General features: G+C 68.0%; 9 protein-coding genes. 4 read left to right on the top strand and 5 right to left on the bottom strand.

Annotated features, from left to right (window positions below; translation table 11 throughout):
* Window positions 1-218 precede the first annotated feature (218 nt).
* Both VGC56_RS04820 and polA read right to left on the bottom strand, forming a co-directional pair.
* On the bottom strand, window positions 219-1,739 hold the full coding sequence (locus tag VGC56_RS04820) for a lipopolysaccharide biosynthesis protein (RefSeq protein WP_464123583.1): 1,521 nt from the start codon (window positions 1,737-1,739) through the stop codon (window positions 219-221).
* A complete protein-coding gene (gene polA, locus VGC56_RS04815; protein ID WP_464123582.1) occupies window positions 1,736-4,507 on the bottom strand; it encodes a DNA polymerase I in 2,772 nt (923 codons plus the stop codon). The genes VGC56_RS04820 and polA overlap by 4 nt, the downstream gene beginning before the upstream one ends.
* Window positions 4,508-4,574: 67 nt before the next feature.
* On the opposite strand from polA, the gene VGC56_RS04810 reads away from it, so the two are divergent.
* From VGC56_RS04810 to VGC56_RS04800, 3 genes are all read left to right on the top strand, one after another.
* Window positions 4,575-5,771 (top strand): cation:proton antiporter, encoded by a 1,197-nt coding sequence (locus tag VGC56_RS04810; protein WP_464123581.1) that lies wholly within the window; start codon window positions 4,575-4,577, stop codon window positions 5,769-5,771.
* A 32-nt stretch (window positions 5,772-5,803) separates the two neighbouring features.
* Window positions 5,804-6,655: an alpha/beta fold hydrolase gene (locus VGC56_RS04805; protein WP_464123580.1), complete on the top strand. Its 852-nt coding sequence runs from the start codon at window positions 5,804-5,806 to the stop codon at window positions 6,653-6,655.
* Between the two features lie 310 nt (window positions 6,656-6,965).
* Window positions 6,966-7,184, top strand: coding sequence for a hypothetical protein (locus tag VGC56_RS04800; RefSeq protein ID WP_464123579.1), 219 nt, complete (start codon window positions 6,966-6,968; stop codon window positions 7,182-7,184).
* A gap of 10 nt (window positions 7,185-7,194) precedes the next feature.
* Here VGC56_RS04800 and nadB read toward each other — a convergent pair whose 3' ends face one another.
* Genes nadB through VGC56_RS04785 form a run of 3 tightly spaced genes read right to left on the bottom strand, consistent with a single transcriptional unit; the run spans window position 7,195 to window position 11,382 of the window.
* The gene (gene nadB / locus VGC56_RS04795; RefSeq protein ID WP_464123578.1) at window positions 7,195-8,790 is read right to left on the bottom strand and encodes an L-aspartate oxidase; all 1,596 of its coding nucleotides are present in this window, start codon (window positions 8,788-8,790) and stop codon (window positions 7,195-7,197) included.
* Window positions 8,791-8,825: 35 nt separating this feature from the next.
* The gene (locus VGC56_RS04790; protein WP_464123577.1) at window positions 8,826-9,758 is read right to left on the bottom strand and encodes an ABC transporter ATP-binding protein; all 933 of its coding nucleotides are present in this window, start codon (window positions 9,756-9,758) and stop codon (window positions 8,826-8,828) included.
* 10 nt (window positions 9,759-9,768) lie between these two features.
* Window positions 9,769-11,382, bottom strand: coding sequence for a lysine--tRNA ligase (locus VGC56_RS04785; RefSeq protein WP_464123576.1), 1,614 nt, complete (start codon window positions 11,380-11,382; stop codon window positions 9,769-9,771).
* A 50-nt stretch (window positions 11,383-11,432) separates the two neighbouring features.
* On the opposite strand from VGC56_RS04785, the gene VGC56_RS04780 reads away from it, so the two are divergent.
* A complete protein-coding gene (locus VGC56_RS04780; RefSeq protein ID WP_464123575.1) occupies window positions 11,433-12,449 on the top strand; it encodes a cupin-like domain-containing protein in 1,017 nt (338 codons plus the stop codon).
* Window positions 12,450-12,470: the final 21 nt, after the last annotated feature.

Here is a 12,470-nt window from a genome sequence, read left to right as displayed (position 1 = left end):
CGAAGCGCGCGGGTGTAGTCGAGGCGGCCCTTCTGCCTCCCCATCGCCAGATGGGGAGGGGGACCACCGAAGGTGGTGAGGGGTAACCGCAGGAGCATCAACGTTTCTCGCGCCAGGCGGCGACGGCAGGGGCACTGACCCCTCCACCACCTTCGGTGGTCCCCCTCCCCGCCGCCGCGCGGCAGGGAGGCAGAAGAGGGGCCGTCGTCCTGAGCGCTCTAAGGCCCCGGCGTCTCCGGGGGGCGGACCGAGCGGAACAGCACCCGGTCCTCGTGGGTGAAGCCGCGCTTCCACACGATGATGGCGAAGGTAGCGAGGATGCCGGGCACGCCGATGGCGAGGTCGATCCAGACCAGGCTGTTGGGAAGCAGGCTGAACAGCCATCCGACCAAAGTCGCCCCCGCCGCGGCCCAGAAGAGCGGCCAGCGCCACGGCTGCACCGGCGCCTCGAGCAGCCGCGACAGCAGCCGCGCCTTGAGGATTGAGCCGAGCCCAAGGGCGAGGAGGAGCGCCAGCGCGGCCGAGGCGGCCTGCCAGCTTTCCGGAAGCCCGGCCGCGCGCGCGGCGAGGATGAAGCCGGCGGCGAGCACCGCCTCGACGGCGATGACGAGCAGCGAGATCATCAAATTGCGGTGCCGGGCGACGTAGACCAGGGCCGATTCGGACACTGCCGCCGTCGCCGCTGCGATTTCGCCGGCGAGGAGGAAGACCAGGGCCGCGGTGCCGGCGACGAACTTGGCGCCGATCAGCGCCATCACCGCCTTGGCCGGGATGCCGAGCGCCAGCGCCACCCCGGTCTGCGCGGCGACGATCCAGAAGCCGACCTGCCGCACCTGCCGCGCCACTGCCGGGCGGTTGCCCTCGGCCAAGCGCTTGGTGATGACCGGGGCGAGGATGGGGTCGAAACTGGTCTTGAGCTTCTGCGGCAGCGTCGCGACCTGCTGCGCGATATAATAGACGCCGACATAATAAGGGGCGACTGCGACCGGCAGGAGCAGGCTCAGAATCGCGATGTCGAGCCGCCGCGATCCCCATTCGATGGCGTCAGCAGCGGCGAGCGGCACGTTGCGCCGCGCCACCGCAAGGAGCTTGCCGGGATGCGGCTTCCAGCCTCGCGGCAGCCCATAGCTGCGCAGCAGCGGCACGACGGCCGCGGCCAGCGCCGCCACTTCGGACAAAGCGTAGGCGATGATGAGACCGTCGCGCGGCGTGATGAAATAGAGAAGGCCGGCGCCGATGCTGATCGTCCACGGCTCGACCAGAGCCCGCGCCGTCACCGTTGCCCGGACGTTGTGGCGGTAGGCGAGCGCCGCCAGCGCGATGTCGCACCCGGCCACCGGAAAGACGACGAGGGGAAGCAGCCACTCGCTGCCGTGCATGACGCCATGGGGCGGATAGACCGCCTGCGGGAACACGATGAGGAGGATCGACGCCGCCCCCGAGGCGATCAGCGCCGCCAGCATCGCGTCGAAGACGATGCAGACGTGCGGCTGGTCGGTCTCGGCCAGCTGCTGGGCGAGCCCGCGCTTCAAGCCCAGCGTGGCGACCTGGGCAGCGAACTCGACGACGATGACGGCATAAGCGAAGCGGCCGAGCAGCTCCGGCCCGTAGAGCCTTCCCGCGATGAACAGGAAGGGAAGCCGCGCCGCGAGCCGCAGCACGAAGCCGAAGAAGTTGGTGCGGCCGCCGCGGGCGAGGGCGGCGATATCGTCGGCAGGCGCGGCCGGGGCCGCCGTCAATGCGCCGCGCCCCAGTTCAGCCCGGTGCCGATATCGACGCCGAGCGGCACGTCGAGCGTCACGGCCGGCTCGGCGGCGCGCTCCATGACGCGGCGGATGGTCGCGGTCGCGGCCTCCACTTCGGCTTCGGGGACTTCGAAGACCAGTTCGTCATGGACCTGCATCAGCATGCGCGTGCCGTGGAGGCCTTCGGCGCGCAGGGCGGGGCCCATCCGCACCATGGCGCGCTTGATGATGTCGGCGCTGGTGCCCTGGATCGGCGCGTTGATCGCGGCGCGCTCGGCGCCCTGGCGCTCGCCCTGGTTCTTGGCGCGGATAGACGGGAAATGGGTCTTGCGGCCGAACAGGGTGGTGGTGAAGCCGGTCTCGCGCACCGAGCTCAGCGTGGCGTGGATATAATCGCGGATGCCGGGGAAGCGCTCGAAATAGCGGTCGATCATCGCCTGCGCTTCCTCGGCGGTGATCGAGAGGCGGCCGGCGAGGCCCCACCGCGATATGCCGTAGAGTATGGCGAAGTTGATCGTTTTCGCCGACGCGCGGGTGTCGCGGGTGACCTCGCCGAACAGCTCCTGCGCGGTCAGGGAATGGATGTCGGCCCCTTCCGCGAAGGCCTGCTTCAGCTGCGGCACGTCGGCCATGTGCGCGGCGAGGCGGAGCTCAATCTGGCTGTAGTCGGCCGAGAGCATGACGTGGCCCGGTTCCGCGATGAAGGCGTCGCGGATGCGGCGGCCGATCTCGGTGCGGATCGGGATGTTCTGCAAATTGGGGTCAGTCGAGGACAGCCGCCCCGTCTGCGCGCCGGAGAGAGAGTAGGAGGTGTGGACCCGCCCCGTCTCCTTGTTGATCTGCTGCTGGAGCGCGTCCGTGTAGGTCGACTTGAGCTTGGAGAGCTGCCGCCATTCGAGCACCAAGGCCGCGATCGGCACCCCTTCGCGCGACAGCCGCTCGAGCTCGGTGACGTCGGTCGACCAGGTGCCGGACTTGCCCTTGCGGCCGCCCTTCAGCCCCATCTGGTTGAACAGGACATCGCCTAGTTGCTGGGGGCTGCCGATGGTGAACTGGCAGCCGGCATGGCCGCAAATCTGGTCCTCGAGGGCAGCGATCTGCGTGGTGAATTCCTGGCTGAGCCGCCCCAGTTCGTCGCGGTCGACCTTGACGCCCTCGCGCTCCATCCGCGCCACCACCGGCACCAACGGCCGGTCGACGCTCTCATAGACCTGCGTCACCCGCTCATAGGGAAGCCGCGCCTTGAAGCGCTTCCACAGCCGCATCGTGACGTCGGCGTCCTCGGCGGCATATTCGGTGGCGCGGTCCAATGGCACCTGGTTGAACTTGATCTGCTTCTGGCCTGAGCCGCAGACGTCCTTGTAGGCGATGCACTGGTGATCGAGATGCTTCTTGGCGAGATCGTCCATGGCGTGGCTGTTGAGCCCGCCGGCGTCGAGGTCGAAGCTCATCACCAGGCTGTCGTCGATGGGCGTTACGCAGATGCCGCGGCGGTCGAAAACAATCCAGTCGAACTTGAAATTGTGGCCGACCTTGAGGATCGCCGGATCCTCGAGCAGCGGCTTCAGCCGCGCCAGCGCCTCGGCGGCGGGAATCTGCTCGGGCCGCTCGGAGAGCAGATCGTGGCCGCCATGTTCGAGCGGGACATAGCAGGCCTTGTTGCACTCGGTGGCGAGGCTGATGCCGACGAGTTTTGCCGTCACGCAGTCATAGCCGTCGGTCTCGGTATCGACGGCGACGAAGCCCTGCGCCCGCGCCTCAGCGATCCAGCGGTCGAGGTCGGCCAAGGTCGTCACCGTTTCGTAGAGCGCGCGGTCGATCTTCGGCTCCGGCCGCACCTCCCGCTGGCGGGGCGTCTCGGACGGGGAGGTGGAGGCCGCCTGCGACGCCGATTGGGCGCCGCCGTTCAGCCGGTTGATCAGCGCCTTGAAGCCTTGCTCCTCGAGGAACTCGCGCAGTGGCCCGTCGGGTATGCCCTTCATCTCCAGCGCGTCGAGCGGCTCCGGCAGCGGCGAATCGCAGACGAGGCGGACGAGCTCCCGGGACAGCCGCGCCTTTTCGGCATGCTCGATCAAATTCTGCTTGAGCTTGGGCTTCTTGATCTCTTCGGCATGGGCGAGGACGTTTTCCAGGTCGCCATAATCCTGAATGAGCTGCGCCGCGGTCTTCGGCCCCACCCCCGGCACGCCCGGAACGTTGTCGACGCTGTCGCCCATCAGCGCCAGCACGTCGCCCAGTTTCTCGGGCGGCACGCCGAACTTCTCGACGACATAGTCGCGGCCGATCCGGCGGTCGTTCATCGTGTCGTAGAGGTCGAGCCGGCCGTCCTCGACGAGCTGCATCAGATCCTTGTCGGACGAGACGATGGTGACCTTCCACTCCTGCGCCAGCGCCGCCTTGGCGTAGCAGGCGATGATGTCGTCGGCCTCCAGCCCCTCCTCCTCGATGCAGGGCAGGGAGAAAGCGCGGGTGGCGTCGCGGATCAGCGGGAATTGCGGCACGAGGTCCGGCGGCGGCGGCGGCCGCTGCGCCTTGTACTCAACGTACATCTCGTTGCGGAAGGTGTGGGAGCCGGCGTCGAAGATCACGGCCAGGTGCGTCGGTCCTTCCTCCTTGTGGAGGCTCTCGGCGAGCTTCCACAGCATCGTCGTATAGCCGTAGACCGCGCCGACGTTGAGGCCGTGGCGGTTGGTCAAAGGCGGCAGGCGATGATAGGCGCGAAAGATGTAGCTCGAGCCGTCGACCAGGTAGAGATGGGGCATGGACGAGGATTTAGCCGATATGGCCGGTGAAACAACCATCCGGCGGGCAAGGGGCTGAGCGCGGGCGATGCACGTCCTCGATTTCCCGCGGCTCGGCCTCATCCTGTTCGTCGCCTGCCTGGTAGCGATGATCACGCGGCGGCTGAAGCTGCCCTACAGCGCCGGGCTGGTGGCGGCGGGGCTGGCGCTGGCGCTGCTGCCGATCGGCTTCGACGTCCGGCTGACGCCGGAGATGATCTTCACCCTGTTTCTGCCGCCGCTCATCTTCGAGGCGGCGATTCAGATCCCCTGGAAGCCGCTGCGCCGCGAGCTGCCCCTGCTCGGCGTGCTGGTGACGATCGGGGTGCTGCTGGCGGCCGCGGTGGTGGCGGTGGGGATGCATTACCTGATCGGCTGGTCCTGGCTCGGTGCCGCGTTCTTCGCGATCCTCGTCGCCGCCACGGACCCCGTGTCCGTCATCGCCATGTTCAAGGAAGTGCCGGTGGAGCCGCGGCTTCACCTCCTCGTCGAGGCGGAGAGCCTGTTGAACGACGGCGTCGCCGCCGTGGTCTTCGCGGTGCTGGTGGTGATCGCCGGCGGCGCGGAGGTGACGGTGCCGGTGGTCGGGACGAAGCTGCTCGTCACTTCGCTCGGCGGGATCGCGGCGGGGGCGGCGGTGTCGCTCCCCCTCCTGCTCATCGCGGGTCGGACCAGCGACCGCCTCGTCGAGATCACCCTCACCACCCTCGCCGCCTTCGGCTCGTTCCTTCTCGCCGAGCATTTCCACACCTCCGGCGTGCTCGCCGGGCTGACGGCGGGGCTGATCGTCGGCAATATCGGCTGGGCCGGTTCCATCTCGGATGAGAGCCGGCCGAATATCCTCTATTTCTGGGACTATGCCGCCTTCCTCGCCAACTCCTTCATCTTCATCCTGATCGGCGGGACGGAGGCCGGAACGCCGATCCTGCCGGTGCTCGCCGCCGCGGCCGTCGCCATCGTGCTGGCGATGCTGGGCCGGGCAGCGACCGTCTACCCCGTCGCGCTCGTCTTTCGCCGCACCGCCTTGTGCGTGCCGGGCCCGTACCAGCACGTTTTGTGGTGGGGCGGCCTGCGCGGCGCCCTGGCGCTGGGGCTGGCGCTGGCGATCCCCGCCTCGGTGCCGGAGCGGAACCAGATCATACCGGTCGCCTTTGCCATCGTCGCCTTTTCCGTCTTCGTGCAGGGCCTGACCATGGCGCCCTTGGTCCGCCGCCTGAAGCTGCTGCGCGACGACACGCCCGGCTAATCCCCCGTTCAAGCCCCGTGCGTTATGACATCATGGTGAAAGCGCTCGCCCCCCTCCTCGCGGTCCTGCTTGCCCCTCCCGCTGCGGTCCCCGCCGCGCCGACCGCAGTGGCGGCGCCAGCGTTCGTCCCGACCCGCTTCACGGTCGAAGTGGTCGGCGACGGGCCAGACGTCATCCTGATCCCCGGCCTTACCGCATCCAAGGACGTGTGGCGCGGCGCGGTCGCTGCCGTACCGGGCTATCGCTACCACCTCATCCAGGTCTCCGGCTTCGCCGGCGCCCCCGCGCGCGGCAATAAGCAGGGGCCGGTGGTGGAACCCCTTGCCGAGGAAATCGCCCGCTACATTCGCGCCAACCGCCTGCGCCGTCCGGCTGTGGTCGGCCATTCGATGGGCGGCACGCTGGCGCTGATGCTCGCGGCGCGGCACCCGGAGCTGGTCGGCAAGGCGATGGTGGTCGACATGCTGCCGCAGCCGGCGGAGCTGCTCGGCTCGAGCGCCAGCGGCATCCGCGGCCTCGCCGACATGCTGGAGAGCGTCTCGGGAACAGGCTTCGGCCAGGGCCTCATCGATTCGGCGGTCCGCATGTTCGGCAACGACGCGCCCGTGAACGTGCGGAGCGACCGCGACGTCGTCGCCCGCGCCGCCCACGAGCTGGCGCTGACCGACCTCACGCCAGAGCTGCCCCGCATCCGCGCGCCACTGACGGTGGTCTATGCCAACCCCGCCCCGCCCCTCGCGGCCACCGCCGACGGAGTCTACCGCCGCGCCTATGCGGCCGATCCCGCCGCAACCTTGGTGCGCCTCGACGGCAGCGGCCACATGGTCATGGCCGACCAGCCGCAAAGGTTCGCGGAGGAGCTGCGGCGTTTCTTAACTCCATAAACCGCTTCCCTTCGCACCCGCCCCGGGCCAGAATTCTGGCGCACAGGCCGAGGGGGCTGCATTGAGGAAGCACTTTTGGATCATTTTCTGGAGCGTTGCCTTGGCAGCCCAGCCGGTAGTCGCGCAGAATCGGGAATCCGGGTCACTGGATCAGGAGATAAGATCTTCCGGTCTCAATGACCTTAGTCCCGAGCAAATGTCTGTCGTTAGGAGGCTCCTTACTGCTGCGCTGACAGCGCGGGGATCCGCCACGGAACTTTCCCCATCTGCCGAGGCGTTCATACGGCACCAAGGTTTTGAGAATTGCGAGATGAGCGTCGTCACGGCCAATGGTGAGCGTTGGCTGGTGGCGAAGACAGGATTTAGGACGCGCGCGACCAAGGACCTTCCCTTGCAAATCGGTAGTTTTGGGTTCCGGAACGGAGCGTATTTCTGCAAGCCAGCCATTCTAGGGGGTGTACGAGAGTTCATCGACGACCAAGGCGAAGTGCAGACATTCCTCTTCGCAAACTGGATTGAACTTCACTAGCGACAGGTGGTCAGGGCACCAGCACCGTGTCCTTCGCTTCCGGCAGCAACTCGGGGTAATCGAGCGTATAGTGAAGGCCGCGGCTTTCTTGGCGCGTCAGGGCGGAGCGGACGATCAGCTCCGAGACGGTGACGAGGCTGCGGAGCTCGATGAGGTCGGCGGTGACGCGGAAGTGGCCGTAATAGTCTTCTGTCTCCTGGCGGAGCAGGGCAACGCGGTTGAGGGCACGTTCGAGCCGCTTGGTCGTGCGGACGATGCCGACATAATCCCACATGAAGCGGCGGATCTCGCGCCAATTGTGATGGACGACGACCTCCTCGTCCGAATGGGTGACGCGGCTTTCGTCCCACGGCCTGATCGCCGGCGGCGTCAGCAGGTCGTCCCAGGAGCCGTTGATATGTTCGGCCGCGGCGACTCCGAAGACGAGGCATTCGAGGACGGAGTTGGAGGCGAGGCGGTTGGCGCCGTGGAGGCCCGACATGGTCACCTCGCCCGCCGCATAGAGACCGTCGAGGTCGGTGCGGCCGTCCAGGTCCACCATCACCCCGCCGCACGTATAATGGGCGGCGGGGACGACCGGGATCGGCTCGCGGGTGATGTCGATGCCGACATCGGGCTCGGCCAGGCGCGCGGCGATGGTCGGGAAGTGGGCGAGGACGAAGTCGCGGTCGCGATGGCTGATGTCGAGGTGGACGTAGTCGAGGCCGAGCCGCTTCAGCTCGTGATCGATCGCCCGCGCGACCACGTCGCGGGGGGCGAGTTCGGCGCGCGTGTCGAAGTCCGGCATGAAACGGTGGCCGCTGCCGGGGAGGCGGAGATGGCCCCCCTCGCCGCGCATCGCTTCGGTGATCAGGAGATTCTTGACGTCATGATTGTAGAGGCAGGTCGGGTGGAACTGGTTGAACTCCATGTTCGCCACCCGGCAGCCGGCCCGCCAGGCCATGGCGATGCCGTCCCCGGTCGAGCCCTTGGGGTTGGTAGAGTAGAGCCAGGCGCGGCTCGCGCCGCCGGTGGCGAGGATCGTGGCGCGGGCGGTGAACAGCTCCACGCGGCCGCTCCGCCTGTCGAGCGCGTAGACGCCCCAGGCGCGCTTCTCGCCCGAGCCTGAGACGGTGTGGCGGCCGGTGGCGAGGTCGATCGCCGCCCGGTCCGGCACGAGGGTGATGTTGGAGCGGGCGGCGACCGCCTGCTCCAGCGCCTGCTGGACCGCGCGGCCGGTGGCATCGGCGACGTGGACGATGCGGCGGTGGCTGTGCCCGCCCTCACGGGTGAGGTGCCACCCCGCCTCGCCGCCCTCATCAAAGGGGACGCCCATCGCCGCCAACCGGTCGATCGCGGCGGGCGCGTTCTCGACGACGAACTCGACGGTGCGGCGGTCGTTGAGGCCGGCGCCGGCGACGATCGTATCCTCGACATGGCTTTCGAACGTGTCGCCCGGCTCCAGCACCGCGGCGATCCCGCCCTGCGCCCAGGCGGTGGAGCCTTCGGAAATCTCGCCCTTCGCCAGCACCGCCACCCTGAGGTGCGGCGCCAAGGTCAATGCGGCGGACAGGCCGGCGGCGCCGGAGCCGACGATGACGACGTCGAAATCATGCTGCTGGCTCACGACACCCCTCGCTTCGACAAGGGGTTGCGCAGGGCTCAATCCGCCGCCGCATCCGCGGCGCGGGTCAGGTTGAGGAAGACGTCTTCAAGGTCCGCCTCGCGGGTTGAGACGTCGACGATGCCGAGGCCCTCGCGCTGCAGGGCGGCGAGCACCTCGCCAGCATTCACCTTGTCCTTGCGGTAGGTGATGGCGAGGGTGCGGTCGCCCTTGCGCTCGATCTTCTCGAAGCAGCTTGCGTCGGGCGCGTGGATGATGTCGCGGTCGAAGGTGACCTCGACCGCTTTCTCCTGCGCCATGCCGACGAGGGTGCGGGTCTCCTCGTTGGCGATCAGGCGGCCATGGTTGATGATGGCGATGCGGTCGCAGAGATTCTCCGCTTCCTCGAGATAATGGGTGGTGAGGACGATGGTCACGCCCTGCTCGTTCAACTGGCGCACATAGGCCCAGAGCTGCTGGCGAAGCTCGATGTCGACGCCCGCGGTCGGCTCGTCGAGGACGAGGATGGGCGGCGAATGGACCATCGCCTTGGCGACCAGCAGCCGCCGCTTCATGCCCCCGGAGAGCGTCCGCGAATAGGCATTCGCCTTGTCGGTGAGGTGCATGGCGCGCAGCAGCTCGGCGGTCTGGCGCTTGCCCTTCGGGACGCCGTAGAGGCCGGCCTGGATCTCGAGCGTCTCGGAGGGGGTGAAGAAGGGGTCGAAGACGATCTCCTGCGGCACGATGCCGATCGACACCTTGGCGTTGCGCGGATGCGCGTCGATGTCGAAGCCCCAGATCGTCGCGGTGCCGCCGGATTTGTTCACAAGGCCGGCGAGGATGTTGATCATCGTCGACTTGCCGGCGCCGTTCGGGCCGAGGAGGCCGAAGATCTGCCCGCGCGGTACTTCGAGGCTCACCCCGTCGAGCGCGCGCTTGCCGCCCGCATAGGTCTTCTCGAGGCCGACGATCGAGATCGCGCTTTCGGTCATGGACCCCGCCCTAGTCCCGGCCGGAGGCGGAAGCGAGCGCTTCGGCGATCAGGCGGCGGCTGTTCTCGACGCCGTAGAGGGCGATGAAGCTTCCCATGCGCGGGCCCTGGTCGCTGCCGAGCAAGGTCTCGTACAGCGCCTTGAACCAGTCGCGCAGGCGCTCCTTGCCGTAATGGAGCTTGCCGATCTCGTAGATGTGGTTCTGGAGGATCGTGGCAGGATCCTCCTCGCCGTGACCGGTGCCAGCATTGTCGGCCAGGAGCGCGTCGAGTTCGCGCAGGGCCGTTGCCTCCTCCGAGGTGGGCGGGCGGCGGCGCAGCGACGGGGTGACGAAGCGCGCGCCATATTCCACCGCGTAGCCGACGAGCTTGTCCAGCTCCGGATTGCCCTCGGCCGACAGGGCTGGATTGTAGCGGTGGAGGAAGCTCCAGATCGTGCTGCGATCACCCACGCCGGGCAGGCTCGCGATGTTGAGCAGCAAAGCGAAGCTTACCGGCAGGCGTGCCTCGGGCACCTTGCCGGCATGGATGTGGTGCACGGGATTGCCGAGCTGCTTGTCCACCGCCTGCGTCGGATAGAGGGCCAGCGCCTGGTAATATTCGTCCACGGCGCGCGGGATGATGCCGAAGCTCAGCTGCTTCGCCCGCTTTGGCTCGCGGTAGAGGTAGAAGACGAGGCTCTCTTCGGGCGCGTAGGTCAGCCATTCGTCGATGGTGACGCCGTTGCCGCGGGTCTTCGAAATCTTCTCGCCATTCTCATCGAGGAACAATTCGTAGTTGAAGCCCTCCGGCGGGCGGGCGCCGAGGATGCGGACGATCTTGGAACTCTGGGTAACGCTGTCGATCAGATCCTTGCCGGACATCTCGTAATCGACGCCGAGCGCGTACCAGCGCATCGCCCAGTCGACCTTCCACTGCAGCTTGGCGCCGCCGCGGAGCGCCGACTGCTCGACCGCTCGCCCCGTCGCAGGGTCGGTGTAGCGGATGAGGCCGGCTTCGGCGTCTACCACCTCCACCGGCACCTGCAGCACCACCCCGCTGTCGGCGCTGATCGGCAGGATCGGCGAATAGGTCTGCCGCCGTTCCTCGCGCAGCGTGGGCAGCATCACGTCCATGATGGCGTCATAGCGCCGCAGCACCTGCCGCAGCGCCGCGTCGAATCGGCCGCTGGTGTAGCAGTCGGACGAGGACAGGAATTCATAGTCGAAGTCGAACCGGTCGAGGAATTGCCGCAGCAGATTGTTGTTGTGCGCGGCGTAGCTCGCATGGCCGCAGCCATAGGGGTCCGGCACGCGGCTCAGCGGCTGGTCGAGATGGGCGTGCATCATATCCTGCTGCGGCACGCCGGGCGGGACTTTGCGCATGCCGTCCATGTCGTCGGAGAAGGCGATGAGGCGGCTCGGCCAATCGACCATCTCGGAGAGGGCGTGGCGGACCATCAAGGTCCGCGCCACCTCCTGGAAGGTGCCGAGGTGCGGCAGGCCCGAGGGGCCGTAGCCGGTCTCGAAGACGATCTCGCCCTTCTCCGGGCCGTTCGGGTAGCGCTTGAGGATCTTGCGCGCTTCCTCATACGGCCAAGCCTTGGAGACGAGGGCGGCTTCGCGCAGTTCGGGGGGAACGGTCATGGCCGCGCTCCTAGCGAAGCGGGGGGCGCTCGGCTAGAAGCGGACGCGCCATGGGCTCCCTCCCCGCAATTCGCGAATATGAAGGCGTCGACCGCGCCCGGTTCGAGGCGGAGATCGTGCCGGCGGGGCGGCCGGCTGTGCTCCGCGGGCTCTGCGCCGGCTGGGCGGCGGTGGCCGCGGCACGGACATCGGACGAGGAGGTAGCCGACTATCTCCGCGCCCGCGGCGACGAGGTGCCCTTCGAAGCGTGGTTCGGCGCCCCGGAGATCGGCGGTCGCTTCGGCTATTCCGAGGACTTCCAGGGCTTCAACCACGACCGCCGCCTCGCCACCGTCGGTCAGCTCCTCGACCTGCTCCTCCGCCAGCGCGGCCACGCTTCGCCCTATTCGATGTACGCCGGCGCGATTCCGGTGGCGAAGCACCTCCCGCGCTTCCGCTCCGAGATCCCGATGCCGTTGCTGGACGAGGGCCGCGACATGCTCGTCTCGCTCTGGCTCGGAAACCGCACGCGGACGGCGGCGCATTGGGACCTGGCGCAGAACCTCGCCTGCGTCGTCGTCGGCCGCCGCCGCTTCACGCTGTTTCCGACGGACCAGCTGCCCAACCTCTATGTCGGGCCGCTCGAATTCACGCTGGCGGGGCAGCCGACCAGCCTCGTCGACATCGACGCGCCGGATTTCGAGCAACACCCGAGGTTCCGCGAGGCCCTCGCGCATGCCGAGGTGGCGGAGCTAGGCCCGGGCGACGCGCTCTATCTGCCGAGCTTGTGGTGGCACGCCGTCGCCGGCCGCGACGAGGTCGGCGCGATGGTCAATTTCTGGTGGCGCGACGGCGATCCGCCGCGCCTCACGCCGCTCAACGCGCTGTACCACGCGATCATGACCATGCAGGGCATGCCGGAGCGGGAGCTCGCCGCGTGGCGCACCCTGTTCGACCATTATGTCTTCCGCACGGACGGCGACCCGGTCGCGCACCTGCCGGAGCAGGCCCGCGGCATTCTCGGACCCCGCTCGCGGGAGACGGTGGCCAAGCTGCGGGAATTGCTGGCGAAGGCGCTCGGGCGCTAATCTCCCGTTTTGCTTCCGTTC

It is taken from the genome of Allosphingosinicella sp., from assembly GCF_036403745.1.
In the GTDB taxonomy this organism is placed as follows: Bacteria; Pseudomonadota; Alphaproteobacteria; order Sphingomonadales; family Sphingomonadaceae; genus Allosphingosinicella.
The sequence above is the reverse complement of the archived record's forward strand: the minus strand, read 5'-3'. Positions and strand labels throughout refer to the sequence as shown.

Excerpts from the sequence above, each read along its gene's own strand:
- polA (WP_464123582.1), bottom strand. The coding sequence starts at position 4,507 with ATGCCCCATCTCTACCTGGTCGACGGCTCGAGCTACATCTTTCGCGCC.
- VGC56_RS04810 (WP_464123581.1), top strand. The coding sequence starts at position 4,575 with ATGCACGTCCTCGATTTCCCGCGGCTCGGCCTCATCCTGTTCGTCGCC.
- VGC56_RS04805 (WP_464123580.1), top strand. The coding sequence starts at position 5,804 with ATGGTGAAAGCGCTCGCCCCCCTCCTCGCGGTCCTGCTTGCCCCTCCC.
- VGC56_RS04800 (WP_464123579.1), top strand. The coding sequence starts at position 6,966 with ATGAGCGTCGTCACGGCCAATGGTGAGCGTTGGCTGGTGGCGAAGACA.
- VGC56_RS04790 (WP_464123577.1), bottom strand. The coding sequence starts at position 9,758 with ATGACCGAAAGCGCGATCTCGATCGTCGGCCTCGAGAAGACCTATGCG.
- VGC56_RS04785 (WP_464123576.1), bottom strand. The coding sequence starts at position 11,382 with ATGACCGTTCCCCCCGAACTGCGCGAAGCCGCCCTCGTCTCCAAGGCT.
- VGC56_RS04780 (WP_464123575.1), top strand. The coding sequence starts at position 11,433 with ATGGGCTCCCTCCCCGCAATTCGCGAATATGAAGGCGTCGACCGCGCC.